Raw genomic sequence first — 18,378 nt, forward strand, 5'->3', positions numbered from 1 at the left:
AAAAAGCGGTAAATACTTACTTTTGCAGTAGTGATAGTCGGTTTGGAGCAATTAGTTTAGAATTATTCTAAATAGTCTAAAATATAAAAATATGATCTTAGAAGATAAAAATAACGCTGTAGGATTTATTGAGGAGTTGAAGATTGAGGATGGTTTTTATCTTTTAAAGTTTCAAAATGAAACTACTGAAAATCAGAAAATTATTAGGAACATAGATAGTAGTTTTATCCAGTTTCATTTTAATCTAAAAGGAGCCAGCAAGTTTCTGTTTAATAACAACAATTATGAACTTCCGCTTCAGGGAGAAAGTTCGTTGTTGCTATACAATCCGCAGCAAGACCTACCGCTTAACCTTATATTAGAACCAAATTCCTGGTTAATTTCGCTGGTAATTTCTATTAAAAAATTCCACTCCCTTTTTTCACAGGAAGCCGGTTATATTACGTTTTTAAGTGCCGATAACAAGGATAAAAAATATTATAAAGATGCGCCAATTTCTCCATCTATGGCCATTGTGCTCAACCAGGTTATGAATTTTAATCTTACCCCAAGTATTAAAAATCTCTATTTTAAAGGAAAAGCATACGAATTGTTGAGTTTGTATTTTAATAGAACCGAAGATCCTAACGTAGAACAATGTCCATTTCTTAGTGACGAAGAAAATATCATTAAAATTAGAAAAGCCAAGGATATTGTAATTTCCAGGATGGCCGAGCCGCCTTCGCTTCAGGAATTATCAGATGAAATTGGGCTGAGCCTTAAAAAGCTTAAAGAAGGTTTTAAACAAATTTATGGCGATTCGGTGTACAGTTTTCTTTTCGATTATAAAATGGAATATGCCCGAAAACTTTTAGATAGTGGCGATTATAATGTGAACGAAGTTGGTTTAAAAGTGGGTTACAGTACAGCGAGTCATTTTATTGCTGCTTTCAAGAAAAAATTCGGGACTACGCCCAAGAAATATATTATGTCTTTAACTTCAAATTCTTAGAATTATGTTTAGAAATTTTTTTGCTGTTTATATTTTCATATTCCTGGGTCTAAATTCAGGATATACCCAGGAGCCGGAAAATAAAGATGAAAAAGATAAAAAGGAAGTCCTTGTTTTTTATAAAACTGAGGGTTTCTGGCATAATTCTATTCCTACAGGTAGAAATTTTATTGAAGAGCTGGGGGGAGCGCACGATTTTAAAGTCACCTCCACTAAAGATGCCAGCGATTTTCAAAGTGATGACCTTAAAAATTATGATTTAGTAGTTTTTTTAAATACCACAGGAAATGTTTTTGATAAAAAAGAACAGGAAGGTTTTAAAAATTATATAGAAAATGGTGGTAATTTCTTCGGAATTCACGCTGCTGCAGATACCGAAGGCGATTGGTCCTGGTTTGTAGAACTGGTAGGTGGCTTTTTTGATGGGCATCCAGAAGTTCAAAAGGCTGATATTAAATTAAATATGCCTGGGCATCCCGCGGTCTCTTATTTACCCAAAGTTTGGAGCAGAACCGATGAATGGTATAACTACAAGAACCTAAACCCTGAAACGCAGGTGCTGTTGTATCTGGACGAGAATTCTTACCAGGGCGGCACTAACGGGGAGGAACACCCTATTGCCTGGTTTAGGGAAACCGACCACGGCGGAGTTTCAATTTATACTGGTTTGGGACACACCATTCAGTCTTATATTGAGCCATTATTTCAGGAACATATTTTAAGATCTATTTTATTTGCTTTGGGAGAAGAAAAATAGCCGCTCTATTAAGGTATAAAAAACAGTAATAAGTAATTGAAATTCCCCGGAATAATTAATCTTATTTTTGAATTGAAACCAGAATATAGTGCTGGACGAAAAATTAGCATTATAGAGGGAGATAATTATTAGCCTGTAAAGAATTCCCAATGCACGGGTGAATTTTAAACAGATGAAAAAGAAAAATTATGAGTAAAGGCGTACTATTGGTTAATTTGGGCTCTCCAAAAAGCACCGACCCTAAAGATGTAAAAGAATACCTGGACGAATTTTTAATGGACGAACGTGTAATTGACGTTCCTTACTGGGCCAGAGTACTTTTGGTAAGAGGAATTGTTTTAAATACAAGACCAAAAAAATCGGCTGCAGCTTACCAGAAGATCTGGTGGGACGAGGGCTCGCCGCTAATTGTTTTATCAGAACGCCTTCAGGGTAAAATGGATAAAAATACATCTGTACCAATCTCCTTGGCGATGCGTTATGGAGAACCAAGTATAAAATCGGGACTTCAGGAATTACACGATAAAGGGGTAGATGAAGTATTGCTTTTCCCATTGTATCCTCAATTCGCGATGGCCACTACAGAAACTATTCTGGTTTTAGCCGAAGAGCTTCGAAAAGAACATTTCCCTGAAATGCAGTTTACTACAATGCCGCCTTTTTATAATCACTCCGATTATATTCGCGTTTTAGCTGAAAGTATTTCAGAAAAATTAAAAGGAAAAGATTTTCAGCATTTACTATTTTCATATCACGGTGTTCCCGAGCGGCATATTAGAAAAAGCGATGTCACAAAATCCCATTGTAAAATTGATGGTAGTTGTTGCCAAACGGCTTCAGCAGCGCACCAGTTCTGTTATCGTCACCAGTGTTTTGAAACTACCAGGCAGGTAGCAGAATATTTAGAACTTAAAGAAAATTCTTATAGTGTTTCCTTTCAGTCCCGTTTAGGATTCGATCCGTGGTTACAGCCTTATACCGATAGAACGATAGAGCGTTTTGGAAAACAAGGAATGAAAAAACTGGCCGTTGTAACTCCTGCTTTTGTTTCAGATTGCCTTGAAACTTTAGAAGAAATCGCGATGGAAGGAGAAGAAATTTTTCACGAAGTTGGTGGTGAGGAATTTACCGTGGTTCCCTGCCTAAATGATCGTGACGATTGGGTAAATGTACTTTCCCGTTGGGTAGACGAATGGGCACACCAAAAGCCCGTTGAAGCGTAATGGCTTCGGTAAATTCTCGAAATCTTGGAGAAAAACCAATAGGTAAATTACTTGTACAGCAAGCGGCACCGGCTTCGGTAGGAATTCTGGTAATGTCGCTCAATATTTTAATCGATACTATTTTTGTAGGAAACTGGATTGGCTCTACCGCTATTGCAGCGATAAATGTAGTGCTCCCGGTTTCGTTTTTTATCGCCGCCCTGGGTATGGCTATTGGAATTGGCGGTTCTTCAATAATATCAAGAGCTCTGGGGGCCGATGATCGTAAAAAAGCACTTAAAACCTTCGGAAACCAGATAAGCCTCACGTTAATTCTTACCATTGGTTTAGTAATTATCGGACTTATTTTCGTGAATTCTCTTATTCCGGCTTTTGGCGGAAAGGGTGCTATTTTTGAACCTGCAAAAGTTTATTATACCATTGTTCTTTATGGAGTGCCCTTCCTCGCGCTTTGTATGATGGGGAATACGGTGATTCGTGCCGAGGGGAAACCAAAATTCGCGATGATCGCGATGATTATCCCTTCGGTGGCAAATTTACTTTTAGATTATATTTTCATTAACCAAATGGAACTTGGCATGTGGGGAGCGGCCTGGGCTACCACGGTTTCTTATCTCTTTTGTTTCGCGTATATTTTCTGGTTTTTTCTTTCCAAAAATTCTGAGTTAAGAATCAGTTTGCCAGATTTTGGACTTAATAAATCTATACTAAGGGAAATTGGGTCTCTTGGTTTTGTTACACTATCCAGGCAGGCCGTAGTAAGTGTAATTTACCTGCTTATGAATAATATTTTATTTGATCTTGGCGGGGAAGATGCTGTGGCAATCTATGCGATTATCGCACGAATGTTAATGTTTGCCTTGTTTCCGGTACTGGGTGTTACGCAAGGATTTTTGCCAATTGCGGGGTTTAATTATGGCGCCGAAAAATATCAAAGGGTAAAGAAAAGTATTAATACCGCAATTCTATATGCCTGCGGATTAGGCTTACTTGTCTTCGCGGGAATTATGTTTTTTTCTGAAGAAATTGTTCGCATTTTCACTAAAAATCCAACAATTATTGCGGAAACTCCAGGTGCCATGCGCTGGGTTTTTGCAGCGACTCCCATTGTTGCAATTCAACTTATTGGTGCTGCTTATTTTCAAGCCGTAGGAAAAGCAGTGCCGGCCTTACTGCTTACTTTATCAAGACAGGGCTTCTTTTTTATTCCGCTAATTTTAATTCTCCCAAATTATTTTGGAGAAATTGGCGTGTGGATCTCATTTCCTATAGCCGATTTACTTTCCACAGTGGTTACTGCCTATTTTTTAAACCGGGAAATGAGATTAAAATTGAAACCGAAAACCTCCTGATATTTCTTCCTGAGAAAAAATCATAAATCGCTATCTTTGTTAGAAAGCTGAAAATACCATGGATAGAAATGCTTTAAAAATAACACTGATTCAAAAAATTATTGATTGTAATGATGAGACTTTGCTTAGGGAAATTGAGGAACTATTGCAAGAAGTAAATGCAAATGAACCTGGAGGAGATTATGAAGTAGAACGTTCTAACTCGGTGGTCCCAGATCGAATTTATTCGGAACTGGAAAAAGATTTTAAAGCTTATCAGAGTGAAGAAATACAATCAGAATCCTGGGAAAAAGTTGAGCGTGAGCTGAAAGAAAAATATGGATTATAAGATAAGGATTTTACCCAGGGCGAAGTTAGAAATAAATGATGCTTTTAAATGGTATTCATCCAGGAATCTTAAACCAGGGAAAGAACTTTTAAAAGAAATCAACTTAATATATGATCTTTTGCTTTTTGATCCTTTTTTATTCAAAAAAAATGAGCAAAACTACAGGGAGGTGCCATTAAGAAAATTTCCTTTTCTCATTATTTACAGAATTTTTAAAGATGAAGTTTTAATTCAATCTGTCTTCCACACCCACCAAAACCCAACCAAAAAACCATAATTTGTGATAGAATATTACCAGTATATAAAAGCTTTGCACCTTATTTTTGTAATCACCTGGTTTGCCGGTCTTTTTTATATTCCGCGTTTATTTATTTACCATATAGAAGCGATTCAAAAACCTGAACCCGATAAAAGTATTCTCACTTCACAGTTTAAGGTAATGACTAAAAGGCTTTGGTATATTATTACCTGGCCCTCGGCTATTTTGGCGAGTGTGTTTGCTTTTCTTTTACTTCATTTAGCGCCGGGATGGCTTTCGCAAGATTGGATGTTGGTAAAACTGGGCTTCGTTGTGCTACTGTATGCCTATCATATTAAATGTCACCTCATTTTTAAAGAACTTCAAAACGATGTGGTGAAATGGACTTCCAACCAGATGAGATTATGGAATGAGGGTTCTACTTTAATCCTTTTTGCCGTTATTTTTTTAGTGATTGTAAAGGATGCTATCAACTGGATCTATGGAGTTTTAGGGATTTTTCTATTGGCAGGAATGCTAATGTTGGGCATTAAAATTTATAAGCGAATTAGAACTAAAAACCCCGATGCCTAATTGGTGTGATAATTGATTAATTTGCGCTAATAATCGTTTATGAAGCTTTCAAAACTTTCCTTAAGTACCCGCATATTTATCTCCATGATTTTATTGGTGTTGGGAGCTTCAATTTTAATTGTGGGTATCACGGTTTATCAATACAAACTGGAAGCCGAAAACTATCACCGTGAGCGACTGGAAAGAAAGGAACAGGCTATTAGGGAAAATATAAAGTTTATTCTCGCAAGTACTACGTATCTTATTAATACCGAAAATATTGATATGATCTTTGGGGAGCGGAATAAGATTCACGAAATGGCCCAGGTGCACGAGATGCAAATTAACATTTATGATTTTAAGGGCCAGCTTTCAATAAAATCAGACCAGTCTTTTTTTAGAGATACTACAGATAATCAACTGGATAAAGATATTCTACGAAAACTGGAACGTTCAGAGAGCAAGCGGTATATCGAAAAAACCGAAATTAACGGCCAAAAATTTCAATCTTCATATTCTTATATAGTAGATAAAAAATTTAAACCCCTTGCTATACTGTATCTTCCCTATGTTCAAGATGATACGGTTTTAAATCGGGATTTGAATAATTTTCTTTTGAGAATGCTCGAGGTGTATTTGTTCATGCTTGCTTTGGCAATTATTATGTCTTATTTCCTGTCGAAATATATCACTAAATCCCTTAAGATTATTTCTGATAAAATTACCGAAACTCGTTTGGATAAGCGAAACCAGAAGATAGATATCACCAACGCTTCCGAAGAAATTTATACCCTCGTGGCCGCTTATAACAGTATGATAGACGAGCTGGAAGAAAGTGCCGTAAAACTGGCAGCCGGAGAAAGAGAGCAAGCCTGGCGCGAAATGGCCAAACAGGTGGCACACGAGATCAAAAACCCACTAACTCCAATGCGATTAAGCGTACAAAGTTTTGAACGAAATTTTGACAGAAATGATCCTGAAATTGAAGCAAAAGTTGGTGAATATGCTAAAACGCTTATTAACCAAATAGACACCATGAGCTCTATTGCTGAAGCTTTTTCAAATTTTGCAAAAATGCCTGCTCAGCAAAACGAAATGCTAAATGTTCCGAAAATTGTTAAACTGGCGCTTGATATTTTTAATGAAGATTATATTCAATTTTCCAGTGAAAAAGAAGAAATTCTAGCCAAATTTGATCGTACACAGCTAATTAGAGTGATTACGAATTTGGTAAAAAACGCTATTCAGGCAATGGATGGGCAGAAAAATCCGCGTATAATGGTAAGTATACACGAAGAAGCATCAGATGTTTTTGTGATAATTTCAGATAATGGAGCGGGGATTTCCGAAGAAAATATAGAGAAGGTTTTTGAACCTAAATTCACCACTAAATCTAGCGGAATGGGCCTTGGCCTGGCGATGGTAAAGAATATTGTGGAAACCTATAACGGAAGTATTACCTTTACTTCCAGGTCTGGAAAAGGCACTACTTTTAAGTTGCGTTTTCCTAAATAATAAGTAACGAACCAAAATTTTAAATATGGAATTCGAAAATATTTTAACCGAAAATAACGACGGTATTTTACAAATTATCATTAACCGTCCTAAAAAATTAAACGCTTTAAACCGCGATACAATTGAAGAATTGCACCAGGCTTTTACTGAAGCAAAAGAAGATCGCGAAGTAAAAGTGATCATCTTAACTGGAACCGGCGAAAAAGCTTTTGTTGCCGGTGCCGATATTAGTGAATTCGCCGATTTCTCCCCCGAAGAAGGCCGCGAACTTGCAGCTGAAGGCCAGGCGAAATTATTCGATCTTGTAGCGAATTTTCCAAAACCGGTTATCGCCGCAGTAAACGGTTTTGCCCTTGGCGGCGGACTCGAATTGGCAATGGCTGCTCATTTCAGGATTGCTAGCGATAACGCAAAAATGGGACTTCCCGAAACTTCTCTTGGCGTTGTTCCTGGTTATGGTGGTACGCAGCGGCTTCCGCAATTGGTAGGAAAAGGCCGCGCGATGGAAATGATCATGACCGCCGGAATGATAGATGCCAACCAGGCGCTTCAGTATAACCTGGTGAATCACGTTTGTGAACCTGAAGAATTGATAGAATTTACCGAAAAAATTGCCGAAAAAATTATGAAGAATTCGTTAGTGGCTATAAGCGCCGCAATTCGAGCTATAAATTCTAATTACGAAGATGGTGTAAACGGATTTGAAGTGGAAATTAGTGAATTTGGAAATTCTTTTGGGACCGAAGACTTTGAAGAAGGAACCTCTGCTTTTCTAAATAAACGCAAAGCCGATTTTCCCGGAAATTAAATTAAAAAGCTTTAGCATTTAAGAATTTATTCTCTGAATGTTAAAGCTTAGTTTTTATTTCCTTAATTGGATATATTCCATAAATTTGTAATATGTCCAATAATAAAGATTTTATCTACGGAAGGGGTGCGCAGTTAAATGTGTCTAATCGCTTTGATGCGCACAATCACGAATTTCGCAATGACTTTCTAAATCACTGTGCGAATGAAGGTGACGAGGTGCAAAACTCGAAAACAGTTTTAATAGACACTTTTCCAAAAACGATTGTAAATAAAGTCAACAGTCCAGATGTAGGGATGGGATTTTCGCTAAATCCTTATCAGGGCTGTGAACACGGTTGTATTTACTGTTATGCTCGGAATTCGCATGAATATTGGGGTTATAGTGCGGGACTTGATTTTGAGCAGAAAATTCTCGTAAAAAGAAATGCAGTTGAACTGCTGGAAAAGAAAATCAGTAGTAAAAAATGGGAAGCTATGCCAATTGTGCTATCGGGAAACACCGATTGCTATCAGCCTGTCGAGAAAAAATTAAAAATTACGCGACAGTTGCTCCAAACTTTTTTAAAGTATAAACATCCGGTTGGTATTATCACCAAAAATGCACTTGTTCAACGGGATATAGATATTTTAAAAGACCTGGCAGTAGATAATTTGGTAAACGTTAGCTTATCGGTCACTTCTCTTGAAGAAGAAACCCGAAGAATTCTTGAACCCAGAACGGCCAGTATTAAAAAACGACTGGAAACTATAGAAAAGCTTTCTGTAGCTGGAATTCCGGTGAGTGTCATGATGGCGCCTATAATCCCGTCTATAAATTCCCACGAAATTATGCCGCTGGTTAAAGCAGTAGCTGAAAGGGGCGCCCTGGGCGTAGGCTATACCATTGTTAGGTTAAACGGAGCTATTGGGGGAATTTTTACCGACTGGATTAAGAAAGCGATGCCAGATAGGGCCGATAAAGTTTTGCATCAAATAGAAAGCGTTCACGGCGGAAGTTTAAACGATAGTAGGTTTGGTACAAGAATGAAAGGCGAAGGCGAATTTGCAAGCCAGGTTGCGCAGCAGTTTAAAATTGCTAAAGCAAAGTATCTAAAGAGAAGGGAAAGACCAGTTTTAAACTGCGATCTCCACGAACAATTCAAAGACGGACAAATGAAGTTATTTTAAAAGACTGCCGTCATTCTGAATTCGGTTCAGACTTTATCCCGAATTTTCTTAGGGAATCTCACATGAAAAGAAGCTACCTTCAACCTTTAGCCCATTTGATTTTAAATTTTATGATGAATTTATAAGCTTAAAGCTGAAATCATTAATATTTTAGAGACAAGAGAAGAACTGATGATCCAGAACTCATAACCGAAAACCGAAATATGCCTGAATTGCCAGAAGTTGCTTACCAGAAAAAATATGCCGATGCTACTATTCTGCATAAAAAGATCGTAAAAATAGAAACCGGCGATAAAAAAATATACCAATCGGCTAAAAGTATATTTGAAGAAACGCTGAAAGACAATCAATTTACCGGCAGTGAGCGTTTGGGAAAATATTTGTTTCTGAAGTTAGAAAAGCAAGGGGTTTTGGTTGTGCATTTTGGAATGACAGGGAAACTGGAATATTACCAACACGAAGAAACACCTAAATATGCGCAGCTTACGCTTACTTTCGAAGACCATTCCCGGGTTTCCTTTACCTGTCCGCGTAAATTTGGAAAACTTTATTTAACCAAAAGTTTAGCTGAGTTTCAAAAAGAGAATAATTTGGGAGTTGATGCTCTTGCGCTAAAAGAGGAGGAATTTTTTAAAATATTAAAAACTAGAACGGGAACGATTAAGGCTTTGCTGATGAACCAAAAACTCATCGCCGGAATTGGGAATTTATATGCCGATGAAATATTATTTCAGGTTAAAATTCATCCAACTACAAAAGTAGATCAACTTTCAGAAAAAGAAAAAACAGAAATTTTTAAAGAGATCGAAGAAGTTCTGGAAGTAGTAAAAGAAGCCCGCATAGAGGGAAGTAAACTTCCGAAGTCTTATCTAACTTCGGTGCGTAAAAAATATGCAGATTGTCCCAAGAATAATGGGAGTGTTAGCTCAACTCTGTCTGCTTCTTCTCCCGGGGGTACCCCCGGGAGAAGAAAATTTTAGTTTTTCGTTTCATTGGTGGCTAAGTCCAACTCTAGCCGACCTTCAAATTTAATAGCTAATTGTTGAACTACCAAACCCCAGTTCTGCAGTGGGGCGTTCCATTTCTTTTCAATTCTTCTGGTAGCTAGGTAAACCAGCTTCAATAGTGCCATATCATTGGTAAAAGCGCCTTTGGTCTTGGTTACTTTTCTTACCTGCCGGTGAAAAGCCTCTACGGCATTTGTGGTGTATATGAGTTTTCTAATGGGTGCGGTATATTCAAAATAAGCACTCAATCGGTCCCAGTTATCATTCCAGGAACGGATCACTATGGGATATCTTTTGCCCCATTTTTCTTCCAGATCCAGTAAAGCCGATTCAGCCTGGTCTTTGGTGTCAGCCTTGTACACCAGTTTAAGGTCTTTCATAAAATCTTTTTGATCCTTACTGGCCACATACTTCATACTATTGCGGATCTGGTGGACAATACATAGCTGAATATCAGTCTTGGGATAAACAGAATGAATGGCTTCACTAAAGCCCGTAAGATTATCCGTACAGGCAATCAGAATATCTTTTAAGCCACGGTTGTTTAATTGGGTCAGCACCTGAAGCCAAAAATTGGCCCCTTCACTTTCCGAGATATACATACCCAGCACTTCCTTTCTTCCAGCTTTATTTATTCCTAAAATATTATACAAGGCCTTGTGCTTTACTTTGCCTTCTTCGCGTACCTTGAAGTGCATCGCGTCGAGCCATAGGATGCAATATACCGGCTCCAAGGGGCGATCCTGCCATTCCTTAACCTTGGGAATCACCCGGTCCGTAATATCACTTAGAACGTGTGTGGATATCTTGGAATCATACATTTCCTCTATATGAGCTGAGATATCCCGCAGGCTATTGCCCATCCCGTACATGCCTATAATCTGCTTTTCTAAATTATCGGCCAGGATACGCTGGCGTTTCGCTACGATCTCCGGCTCAAAGGTACTGTTACGATCCTGGGGCGTGTTAATGGTGACGTCCCCTTGGCTGCTCTTTAGGGTCTTTTTGCCTTTGCCATTACGCTTATTACCTGCTTTTGAGCCTTTTTCTTCATCGGAAAGGTGCGAAGACATTTCTGCTTCCAGGGCCTCTTCCATAAACTCCCTAAGCATTGGAGCAAAAGCGCCGTTTTTGCCGGTTAGGGATTCTCCTGATAAAAATTGTTTTAATGCTTTTTCCTTTAATTCCTTAATCTCTTCTTGTGTCATAATCTAGTCTAAAAATTTTAATTTAATTTTCAAAGTCTAGACAGACTTGAGATTACACCCTCAGAATAATGGCAAAATTGAACAAATTAAGGTTTCTGGGAGAACTACTTATTTTTGCCCTACTTGCCAAAAGGAGAAATAAGTCTTGCATTTAACTTTCCTAAAAGATTTATTTGGTATGTTTAGCATAGTGTTACAAAAATAGCTTTCTGGCTACTCACTATTTATGAGATATTACCTTTTGCTTTTTTTTACGGTCACATTTGTGTTTTCTTCATTTTCACAAACCGAAGAGAGGCTATCTCAATTACCTTTTGATGCTATTAGAGACTCCATTAATAAATATAAATTTTCTGAGAGGTCGAAAGCAATCGACGCTGCTGAAGCATATATTTTAAGAGGAAAGAGGGAGAAGGACAAAACCGAAGAATGGTTAGGGATGGAATCTATTGCTCTAATTTATGTTAGGTTCCGGATGTATAAGGAAGCCAATGAGCATGCTGAAAAAACCTTAGAATTTGCCAAAAATAACAACCTTCCAAAGCTGGAGATGAGGTCGCTTTCTTTACTTGGAGACTTGCAACAAGCTGTAACTACAGTTGATAAGCAACTTTTCTATTATAATAAATTATTACAACTTGCCGAAGCCCATAATGATGAGGCATATAGAGAAACTGCACTTAATAAAATAGCTGCTGTTCAAGATTTAAGTGGCAATACAGGAAAAGCTATAGACACTTACAAAAAGTCATTAGTACACTACCAAAACAAACCTCTTGATTCTAATTTTAATCAAATAGAAAAGAATAGCAGTATTGTTTCAATATATAACAGTTTGGCTATTTCGCACTTAAAATTAAAACAACTGGACTCTGCAAAATTATATAGTGCTTACATTAAGAAATTTAAAGAAAAAGAACTGGATACTTGCTATGCAGTTTATAGAGATACTATAAATGCTGAGATAGCATACGAAGAAAAAAGGTTTAAAGACGCTCGACAAAACTATGAAAAAGCATACGCTGTTTGTCCCAGCGAATATGATTTAATGCAACTAAACAAAGCGTATGCTTTGGGTAAAATAGAAGTTGGCGCAAAAAACTATCACGAGGCTATTAGAATATTACAGAAAGGTCTGGACGATTATCGGGTAACTGCCGTAGAAGAAGGCTTTATGCAGGATTATTACGAAAAGTTAGCAGAAGCTTATAAATACACGGGCAATTTTGAAAGAGCAAGTTATTATTTTGAAAAATACCTTAGCACGCAAGCTGAATTTAACAAACTTAAAGAAGACGCCAGGGAAAGCTTTATTAAAAAAGAAAGAGCCACATTTAAAAAAGATTTTGATGCTTTGGTTTCTGAAAAAGAAGAAAATCAATCAAACCTAAACTATTTATTATTGGGAGGTTCTATTATTATTTTAGGGCTCCTCTTTCTATTGCTGAAATTTTACCGAAATAAGAAAGCAGACGAATTAAAATTTGAAACATTACTGGCAAAAATTGAGGCAGCCCAATCTCCTGGAGGTATTATTGATACCAAAGACGAAGAGCTGGAAGAAAAAAATATTTCCGAAGTGCCGGAAGAAACAAAGCAACAAATACTTGAGGGTCTCAAAAAACTAGAAGAAAAGGAATATTTTTTAAGACAAGATTGTAATTCTTATAATGTAGCCAGGAAAATTGGAACCAACACCTCTTACCTTTCTAAAGTGATCAATAACCATTATGGAAAGAATTTTAATACTTACATTAACGACCTTCGTATAAATTATGCGATTACAAGGTTAAAGAACGATGCGATTTTTAGATCGTATTCTATTCAATCCATCGCAGAGGAGGTGGGTTATAAATCGGCAGATTCTTTCACTAAATATTTCAAAAAAGACACGGGTCTTAACCCTTCTTTTTAGGGAGTGTTAGCTCAACTCTGTCTGCTTCTTCTCCCGGGGGTACCCCCGGGAGAAGAAAATTTTAGTTTTTCGTTTCATTGGTGGCTAAGTCCAACTCTAGCCGACCTTCAAATTTAATAGCTAATTGTTGAACTACCAAACCCCAGTTCTGCAGTGGGGCGTTCCATTTCTTTTCAATTCTTCTGGTAGCTAGGTAAACCAGCTTCAATAGTGCCATATCATTGGTAAAAGCGCCTTTGGTCTTGGTTACTTTTCTTACCTGCCGGTGAAAAGCCTCTACGGCATTTGTGGTGTATATGAGTTTTCTAATGGGTGCGGTATATTCAAAATAAGCACTCAATCGGTCCCAGTTATCATTCCAGGAACGGATCACTATGGGATATCTTTTGCCCCATTTTTCTTCCAGATCCAGTAAAGCCGATTCAGCCTGGTCTTTGGTGTCAGCCTTGTACACCAGTTTAAGGTCTTTCATAAAATCTTTTTGATCCTTACTGGCCACATACTTCATACTATTGCGGATCTGGTGGACAATACATAGCTGAATATCAGTCTTGGGATAAACAGAATGAATGGCTTCACTAAAGCCCGTAAGATTATCCGTACAGGCAATCAGAATATCTTTTAAGCCACGGTTGTTTAATTGGGTCAGCACCTGAAGCCAAAAATTGGCCCCTTCACTTTCCGAGATATACATACCCAGCACTTCCTTTCTTCCAGCTTTATTTATTCCTAAAATATTATACAAGGCCTTGTGCTTTACTTTGCCTTCTTCGCGTACCTTGAAGTGCATCGCGTCGAGCCATAGGATGCAATATACCGGCTCCAAGGGGCGATCCTGCCATTCCTTAACCTTGGGAATCACCCGGTCCGTAATATCACTTAGAACGTGTGTGGATATCTTGGAATCATACATTTCCTCTATATGAGCTGAGATATCCCGCAGGCTATTGCCCATCCCGTACATGCCTATAATCTGCTTTTCTAAATTATCGGCCAGGATACGCTGGCGTTTCGCTACGATCTCCGGCTCAAAGGTACTGTTACGATCCTGGGGCGTGTTAATGGTGACGTCCCCTTGGCTGCTCTTTAGGGTCTTTTTGCCTTTGCCATTACGCTTATTACCTGCTTTTGAGCCTTTTTCTTCATCGGAAAGGTGCGAAGACATTTCTGCTTCCAGGGCCTCTTCCATAAACTCCCTAAGCATTGGAGCAAAAGCGCCGTTTTTGCCGGTTAGGGATTCTCCTGATAAAAATTGTTTTAATGCTTTTTCCTTTAATTCCTTAATCTCTTCTTGTGTCATAATCTAGTCTAAAAATTTTAATTTAATTTTCAAAGTCTAGACAGACTTGAGATTACACCCTCTCTTTTTACATTAAGGAAATTAAGAATATCACTTAAAATACCCGTTCGCACCCTAAATTTATAAATATAGGTTTAGCATAATTTCTACTTTTTAAAGTAATCTATTTTATTTTTAATCCTTTTGTTTACAGTGTTTAACGTAATTTTTCATGTTCCCTAATTTTCTGAAACTGGGTTGCCTTTTCTTTTTTAATGAGTTTTTGTGTTGCAAATTTGATTTCAGAAGTTAACCACGTAAAAAAATATTATGAAAATGAAAAATGAAAAAAAGGGAAGAAAAGACTGGTCTTAAAAATAATTTTAGGGTTTATTATAGGTATTTCCTTTGGTTTTGGAATTGGCAAAATGGTAAAATCCAATAAGAGTTTAGTGAATTCTATTGAAAGGAGTCTTCAGCAAAACTGTAATTGTGAAAGTGTAATAGTAGAAGATCGCGCCATTGGAATTCAATTTAATAAACAGGATGGTTTCAGTAATTCAAAATTAGACATCACATTAATAAATCCCTCTTATTCTTCTTCTGCAGAAAAGGAAGCAAACCGATTAAACCGTATTCTAAAAAAAGATGTTGAAAATTATAATTCGATAGATTTTGTCACCTTTTACTTCAAATCAGATGATAGCACAGAAACCGTGAAAATCAAGGATGGAAACATCTTGTAATCTACAAACACTCAAGATAAACTAAAAACTACTACAATGAATACTTCAAAAAAGCAATCAATTTTATGGCTCATTTCCTTTGCATTTATAGCCTACATATTTGTAACCCAATATATTCATTTACAAAATCATTAATCGTGAAAAATCACACTACAAAACGCATTAAACTTATAAAACTTGCTATTGGCATCTTAATAGGTGTAACAATTTATCTAATCGTACAACTAATATTCTAAACCAAATAACATGAAAACACTTGTAAAACACTCATTTATATTAGCAGTGCTGTTCTTAGTGGCATCGGTACAAGCTCAAAAACTAGATGGCTCCTATAGTGGCAATCTAGATTTACAGGGAACACAAATGGAGTTAATTTTTAACATTTCACCAGTAGAAGATGGTTATAAAGCAAGCCTGGATGTTCCTGCCCAGGGAGTTTCAGGAATCGAACTGGATTCGGTAGTTTTGCAAAACGATACCGTAACCATTAAATCGGCTAAAATGCAAATGGCCTATACAGGCACATTAACCGAAGATGGTATTGAAGGAACTTACAAACAAATGGGCAAAGAATACCCGCTAATATTGAAGAAAACTGTGAAGAAAAAACCAGGAAACATTGCATTGCCATCAACTGATGCCGAATTAGATAAACTCGCTGCAAAAGAAACTGGAGATTACAAATACTCAGTAGAAGATTATTTTACAACCCCCGAAGCCTTTTCGTTTCAGCTATCTCCAGATGGGAAATATATAGCGTATATGAAGCGAAGAAAAACCGGAGAGCGGGACCTGTATTTAAAGGAAACTGCAACCCAAAAAGAAACCCTTCTGAAAAAACAAGAGGAAGATTTAATTCGTGGCTTTTCATGGGCAAACAATGAACGTATTGTATACCTTCAGGATAAAGGCGGTAATGAAAACTATCACGTGTTTGGGGTAGATGTTACTGGCGAAAACGACAAGGAACTTACACCTTTTGAGGGCGTAAGGGTTAATATAATAGAATCTTTAAAAGAAGACGAAGACCACGTGATTGTGCAGATGAATAAGGACAATGTACAACAGGAAGAGCCGTATCGTCTTAATATAAATACGGGCGAGGTTACCAAATTGTACACGGTACAAGCAGGTGACCCACCGGTTGCTGGGTACAATTTTGATCGTAAAGGCAACTTGCGAGCTATTACAAGAATTGTAGATGGTGTAAATACAGAACTGCTCTATGAGATTGACGGCGAATTCAAGCGGGTAAAACTTACCGAGTTTGGTGATACTTTTGGGATTTCTTCTTTTAACCCGAATTCCGAAAATCCTGACGATGCTTATGTGGTTTCTAATCTGGAAGACGATAAAATAGAGATCCAACTTTACGATTTAAAGAAGGACAAAAAGATAAAAACTGTTTTCAGTAATGATACTTTTGATGTTTCGGGTATCTCGCTTTCCAGAAAACGAAATTATGAAATAGATTATTTTAGCTATACAGGAGAAAAAACAGTGGTTGTTCCGGTAAGTGACACTTATAAGAAAATCTATAAACGCTTACAAAAAGAATTTGGCGATAAGCAGTTTTTCACTGTTGGAAAAACCGATGATGAATCGCAATATATGGTTGCGGTCACCAGCGATAAAATTGTTGGCGAATATTATCTATACGATGTAGAGAAAGATAGCGTGACCTTATTATATAAATTGTTGCCACAGTTAAAAGCTGAAGATATGGCAAGCATGAAGCCTATTAGCTTTACAAGTCGGGATGGGTTAACGCTTCATGGATATATTACACTACCAGATAACTACAAAAAAGGTACACGTGTACCTTTGATTGTAAATCCGCACGGCGGTCCGCAAGGAATTCGTGATAGCTGGGGTTTTAACCCAGAAGCACAATTATTTGCAAGTCGTGGATATGCAACTTTACACGTTAATTTCAGGATTTCTGGGGGTTATGGCAAGAAGTTTTTAAAAGCCGGATTTGGACAAATAGGCCGTAAAGCAATGGACGATGTAGAAGACGGGATAGATTATGTGGTAGAACAAGGTTGGGTAGACAAAGACCGGGTGGCGATTTATGGCGGTAGTCACGGTGGTTATGCCGTATTACGTGGAATGACAAAAACACCCGATAAATATGCTTGTGGGGTGGACTATGTGGGTGTAAGTAACTTACACACCTTTATGGAAACTATTCCACCCTACTGGGAAAAATACCGCGAGTTATTGTATAAAATATGGTACAATCCAGGTAATCCGGAAGAAAAAGAAATTATGGACGAAATTTCTCCGGCATTGCACGTAGATAAAATAAAGAATCCGTTGTTAGTGGTACAGGGAGCCAACGATCCTCGCGTAAATATAAACGAGGCTGATCAAATTGTGGAAACTCTTAGAGAAAAAGGTGTGGAGGTTCCCTATATGGTAAAATATGATGAAGGGCATGGCTTCGGTAAAGAAGAGAACCGATTGGACCTTTATAAAGTTATGATGGGCTTTTTTGCAGAACATCTTAAAGTAGAACAAGCAGAGCCGGTTAAAGGCTAGCTATTCGTACAATTAAATTAAAAGGCCGGTGCAATTTGCACTGGCCTTTATTATTTTGAGCCTTCCCACTCTGCATAAAACTGCTCCAGGTAAAGCTCCATAAATTCGTGTCGCTTTTGGGCAATTTCACGTCCTGTCTTAGTATTCATTCGGTCTTTTAATAAAAGCAGTTTTTCGTAAAAATGATTAATGGTTGGCGCAGTAGAAGCTTTATATTCTTCTTTGCTCATATTAAGATCGGGTGAAATTTCGGGATTATAAAGGGCCCGGCCTTTAAATCCGCCGTAATTAAAAGTGCGGGCAATTCCTATGGCGCCCAGTGCATCTAATCTGTCGGCATCCTGTATAATTTCCAGCTCTGGAGAATTAAATTCCTGCTGAATATTTCCGCCTTTAAAAGATACGTTTTCAATAATTTTCACCACGTGATTAATAATTTCAGGGGAAGCACGTTGTTCGTGAAGAAATTCTAAAGCAACTTTAGGTCCCAGGCTTTCGTCGCCATTATGGAATTTAGAATCGGCAATGTCGTGTAAAAGCGCCCCGAGTTCAACTATAAAAAGATCGGCATCTTCATTTTTGGCAATAAGTTTTGCATTATTCCAAACTCGTTGAATATGAAACCAGTCGTGACCGCCTTCAGCATTTTTAAGGGTTTTTTTTACAAAGGTTTTTGTGTTTTTTAAAATCTGGGGTTTATTCATATAGTGAAAATAAACCTCACA

18 protein-coding genes are annotated in these 18,378 nt (G+C 37.5%); 15 read left to right on the forward strand and 3 right to left on the reverse strand.

Going from position 1 to position 18,378, the window contains the following annotated elements:
• The first annotated feature begins 91 nt into the window (after nucleotides 1-91).
• From B5488_RS12415 to B5488_RS12465, 11 genes are all read left to right on the forward strand, one after another.
• Complete coding sequence (locus tag B5488_RS12415) at nucleotides 92-991, forward strand: AraC family transcriptional regulator (RefSeq protein WP_079735550.1); 900 nt, start codon at nucleotides 92-94, stop codon at nucleotides 989-991.
• A gap of 4 nt (nucleotides 992-995) precedes the next feature.
• Nucleotides 996-1,748, forward strand: a complete 753-nt coding sequence (locus tag B5488_RS12420) for a ThuA domain-containing protein (RefSeq protein WP_079735551.1) — start codon at nucleotides 996-998, stop codon at nucleotides 1,746-1,748.
• A 188-nt stretch (nucleotides 1,749-1,936) separates the two neighbouring features.
• The gene (hemH, locus tag B5488_RS12425) at nucleotides 1,937-2,971 is read left to right on the forward strand and encodes a ferrochelatase (protein ID WP_079735552.1); all 1,035 of its coding nucleotides are present in this window, start codon (nucleotides 1,937-1,939) and stop codon (nucleotides 2,969-2,971) included.
• Complete coding sequence (locus tag B5488_RS12430; protein ID WP_079735553.1) at nucleotides 2,971-4,323, forward strand: MATE family efflux transporter; 1,353 nt, start codon at nucleotides 2,971-2,973, stop codon at nucleotides 4,321-4,323. The genes hemH and B5488_RS12430 overlap by 1 nt, the downstream gene beginning before the upstream one ends.
• Before the next feature lie 58 nt (nucleotides 4,324-4,381).
• Entirely contained in the window at nucleotides 4,382-4,651 is a 270-nt protein-coding gene (locus tag B5488_RS12435; RefSeq protein ID WP_079735554.1) for a hypothetical protein, read from the forward strand.
• Nucleotides 4,641-4,928 carry a type II toxin-antitoxin system RelE/ParE family toxin gene (locus B5488_RS12440; RefSeq protein ID WP_079735555.1) on the forward strand — a complete coding sequence of 96 codons (288 nt, stop codon included), beginning with the start codon at nucleotides 4,641-4,643 and terminating at the stop codon, nucleotides 4,926-4,928. The genes B5488_RS12435 and B5488_RS12440 overlap by 11 nt, the downstream gene beginning before the upstream one ends.
• Before the next feature lie 6 nt (nucleotides 4,929-4,934).
• Nucleotides 4,935-5,483, forward strand: a complete 549-nt coding sequence (locus B5488_RS12445; protein ID WP_079736615.1) for a CopD family protein — start codon at nucleotides 4,935-4,937, stop codon at nucleotides 5,481-5,483.
• 39 nt (nucleotides 5,484-5,522) lie between these two features.
• On the forward strand, nucleotides 5,523-6,977 hold the full coding sequence (locus tag B5488_RS12450) for a sensor histidine kinase (RefSeq protein ID WP_079735556.1): 1,455 nt from the start codon (nucleotides 5,523-5,525) through the stop codon (nucleotides 6,975-6,977).
• 25 nt (nucleotides 6,978-7,002) lie between these two features.
• Nucleotides 7,003-7,785: an enoyl-CoA hydratase/isomerase family protein gene (locus B5488_RS12455; protein ID WP_079735557.1), complete on the forward strand. Its 783-nt coding sequence runs from the start codon at nucleotides 7,003-7,005 to the stop codon at nucleotides 7,783-7,785.
• 92 nt (nucleotides 7,786-7,877) lie between these two features.
• Nucleotides 7,878-8,954: a PA0069 family radical SAM protein gene (locus B5488_RS12460; protein ID WP_079735558.1), complete on the forward strand. Its 1,077-nt coding sequence runs from the start codon at nucleotides 7,878-7,880 to the stop codon at nucleotides 8,952-8,954.
• Between the two features lie 203 nt (nucleotides 8,955-9,157).
• Nucleotides 9,158-9,934, forward strand: coding sequence for a DNA-formamidopyrimidine glycosylase family protein (locus tag B5488_RS12465; RefSeq protein WP_079735559.1), 777 nt, complete (start codon nucleotides 9,158-9,160; stop codon nucleotides 9,932-9,934).
• Here B5488_RS12465 and B5488_RS12470 read toward each other — a convergent pair.
• Nucleotides 9,931-11,169, reverse strand: coding sequence for an IS256 family transposase (locus B5488_RS12470; RefSeq protein ID WP_079733433.1), 1,239 nt, complete (start codon nucleotides 11,167-11,169; stop codon nucleotides 9,931-9,933). The genes B5488_RS12465 and B5488_RS12470 overlap by 4 nt on opposite strands.
• 46 nt (nucleotides 11,170-11,215) lie before the next feature.
• On the opposite strand from B5488_RS12470, the gene B5488_RS18415 reads away from it, so the two are divergent.
• Both B5488_RS18415 and B5488_RS12480 read left to right on the forward strand, forming a co-directional pair.
• The gene (locus B5488_RS18415) at nucleotides 11,216-11,311 is read left to right on the forward strand and encodes a zinc finger domain-containing protein (RefSeq protein ID WP_079735560.1); all 96 of its coding nucleotides are present in this window, start codon (nucleotides 11,216-11,218) and stop codon (nucleotides 11,309-11,311) included.
• Nucleotides 11,312-11,395: 84 nt separating this feature from the next.
• Nucleotides 11,396-13,084, forward strand: coding sequence for a helix-turn-helix domain-containing protein (locus tag B5488_RS12480; protein WP_079735561.1), 1,689 nt, complete (start codon nucleotides 11,396-11,398; stop codon nucleotides 13,082-13,084).
• A gap of 61 nt (nucleotides 13,085-13,145) precedes the next feature.
• Here B5488_RS12480 and B5488_RS12485 read toward each other — a convergent pair whose 3' ends face one another.
• A complete protein-coding gene (locus B5488_RS12485) occupies nucleotides 13,146-14,384 on the reverse strand; it encodes an IS256 family transposase (protein ID WP_079733433.1) in 1,239 nt (412 codons plus the stop codon).
• 431 nt (nucleotides 14,385-14,815) lie between these two features.
• On the opposite strand from B5488_RS12485, the gene B5488_RS12490 reads away from it, so the two are divergent.
• Both B5488_RS12490 and B5488_RS12495 read left to right on the forward strand, forming a co-directional pair.
• Nucleotides 14,816-15,109: a hypothetical protein gene (locus B5488_RS12490; RefSeq protein ID WP_146128766.1), complete on the forward strand. Its 294-nt coding sequence runs from the start codon at nucleotides 14,816-14,818 to the stop codon at nucleotides 15,107-15,109.
• A 246-nt stretch (nucleotides 15,110-15,355) separates the two neighbouring features.
• Nucleotides 15,356-17,653 carry a S9 family peptidase gene (locus tag B5488_RS12495; RefSeq protein WP_079735563.1) on the forward strand — a complete coding sequence of 766 codons (2,298 nt, stop codon included), beginning with the start codon at nucleotides 15,356-15,358 and terminating at the stop codon, nucleotides 17,651-17,653.
• 50 nt (nucleotides 17,654-17,703) lie between these two features.
• On the opposite strand, the gene B5488_RS12500 is transcribed toward B5488_RS12495, so the two are convergent.
• The gene (locus B5488_RS12500; RefSeq protein WP_079735564.1) at nucleotides 17,704-18,357 is read right to left on the reverse strand and encodes an HD domain-containing protein; all 654 of its coding nucleotides are present in this window, start codon (nucleotides 18,355-18,357) and stop codon (nucleotides 17,704-17,706) included.
• Between the last annotated feature and the right edge of the window lie 21 nt (nucleotides 18,358-18,378).

Origin of the sequence: Salegentibacter salegens (genome assembly GCF_900142975.1) — a bacterium.
Taxonomy (GTDB): domain Bacteria; phylum Bacteroidota; class Bacteroidia; order Flavobacteriales; family Flavobacteriaceae; genus Salegentibacter; species Salegentibacter salegens.

Bases quoted from the DNA above. Each gene is read 5' to 3' on its own strand.
- B5488_RS12480 (WP_079735561.1), top strand. From the start codon at position 11,396: ATGAGATATTACCTTTTGCTTTTTTTTACGGTCACATTTGTGTTTTCT.
- B5488_RS12470 (WP_079733433.1), bottom strand. From the start codon at position 11,169: ATGACACAAGAAGAGATTAAGGAATTAAAGGAAAAAGCATTAAAACAA.
- hemH (WP_079735552.1), top strand. From the start codon at position 1,937: ATGAGTAAAGGCGTACTATTGGTTAATTTGGGCTCTCCAAAAAGCACC.
- B5488_RS12455 (WP_079735557.1), top strand. From the start codon at position 7,003: ATGGAATTCGAAAATATTTTAACCGAAAATAACGACGGTATTTTACAA.
- B5488_RS12430 (WP_079735553.1), top strand. From the start codon at position 2,971: ATGGCTTCGGTAAATTCTCGAAATCTTGGAGAAAAACCAATAGGTAAA.
- B5488_RS12460 (WP_079735558.1), top strand. From the start codon at position 7,878: ATGTCCAATAATAAAGATTTTATCTACGGAAGGGGTGCGCAGTTAAAT.
- B5488_RS12435 (WP_079735554.1), top strand. From the start codon at position 4,382: ATGGATAGAAATGCTTTAAAAATAACACTGATTCAAAAAATTATTGAT.
- B5488_RS12420 (WP_079735551.1), top strand. From the start codon at position 996: ATGTTTAGAAATTTTTTTGCTGTTTATATTTTCATATTCCTGGGTCTA.
- B5488_RS12485 (WP_079733433.1), bottom strand. From the start codon at position 14,384: ATGACACAAGAAGAGATTAAGGAATTAAAGGAAAAAGCATTAAAACAA.
- B5488_RS12465 (WP_079735559.1), top strand. From the start codon at position 9,158: ATGCCTGAATTGCCAGAAGTTGCTTACCAGAAAAAATATGCCGATGCT.
- B5488_RS12495 (WP_079735563.1), top strand. From the start codon at position 15,356: ATGAAAACACTTGTAAAACACTCATTTATATTAGCAGTGCTGTTCTTA.
- B5488_RS12415 (WP_079735550.1), top strand. From the start codon at position 92: ATGATCTTAGAAGATAAAAATAACGCTGTAGGATTTATTGAGGAGTTG.
- B5488_RS12440 (WP_079735555.1), top strand. From the start codon at position 4,641: ATGGATTATAAGATAAGGATTTTACCCAGGGCGAAGTTAGAAATAAAT.
- B5488_RS12450 (WP_079735556.1), top strand. From the start codon at position 5,523: ATGAAGCTTTCAAAACTTTCCTTAAGTACCCGCATATTTATCTCCATG.
- B5488_RS12500 (WP_079735564.1), bottom strand. From the start codon at position 18,357: ATGAATAAACCCCAGATTTTAAAAAACACAAAAACCTTTGTAAAAAAA.